Consider the following 970-nt stretch of genomic DNA (forward strand, 5'->3'; position numbering starts at 1 on the left):
CCTGCTGGGACCGATCGGCGACATCCCGCCGGCCGAGGCGGAAAAACACTTCTATGCCACACTCACCGAGTCTGCCGAGGCGGCATGACTCAAACCCACGAGCCTCCGGTAATCCCGGGGTGATTCAGTCCTTTTCTTTGCTTACTTTTGTTTGGACAAGCAAACGAAAGTAAGTCGCACAGCAGTGCGAAACAAAAGCAACGTGAAACTCGTAAAGCGCGACGCCACCTACAGCCCGAATTGCGAATTAACGCGAGTAAAAGGACTAACTCGCAACACAAAAAAAGCCGGTCCCAAACAAACGGGAACCGGCTTCGTTTTGAAGCTTCGCTTACCCTGCGCGCTCAAGTGAGCAGAGTACCGCTTTTGTCTAAGAGTCCTAAGAAAGGCGGATCAAACCGCCCTAGCAATACGAGAAATCATCGCTCCTCGTACTGCTTACTCCCAAACATGTTCTCCAGGGCATCCTTGTCCTTGCTGAGATCGGTGTGATGATCCGCCAGCACCTGCAAGCCCTTCTTCACGTTCTCCCGATCGCCGATCATCTCGAACCAGCGACGCACGTTCGGATAGTCGTCGATGTTCACGCCCTGGGTTTCGGCGCTGCGCAGCCACGGCCAAGTCGCAATATCGGCAATGGAATAGTCGTTACCGGCGAGGAACTTGAAGTCCGCCAGACGCCGATCCATCACGCCATAAAGGCGGTTGGCTTCGCTCTCGTAACGCTTCACGGCGTAGTCGATCTTCTCCGGCGCGTACTTGTTGAAGTGGTGCGCCTGGCCGAGCATCGGGCCGATGCTTGCCATCTGGAACATCAGCCACTGCATGACGTCGTTGCGCTTGAGATTAAGCAACATTCTTTCTGTAAAAACGCGATCCTGACGTTGGCGTAATCGTTCTATTCGCTGTCGTCCTCGCTCATATTCAGATAGCGTCGCCCCGTCTGCCAGTCCTGCGAGATCTCCATGGC

1 protein-coding gene is annotated in these 970 nt (G+C 54.7%); it reads right to left on the reverse strand.

Annotated elements, in window-relative coordinates; genetic code table 11:
• Positions 1-419 precede the first annotated feature (419 nt).
• Positions 420-970 (reverse strand): glutathione binding-like protein (locus J7355_RS17580; RefSeq protein ID WP_209065058.1); only part of this gene is annotated, 551 nt, incomplete at its 5' end.

Origin of the sequence: Endozoicomonas sp. G2_2 (assembly GCF_017744135.1) — a bacterium.
Classification (GTDB): Bacteria; Pseudomonadota; Gammaproteobacteria; order Nevskiales; family Salinisphaeraceae; genus Salinisphaera.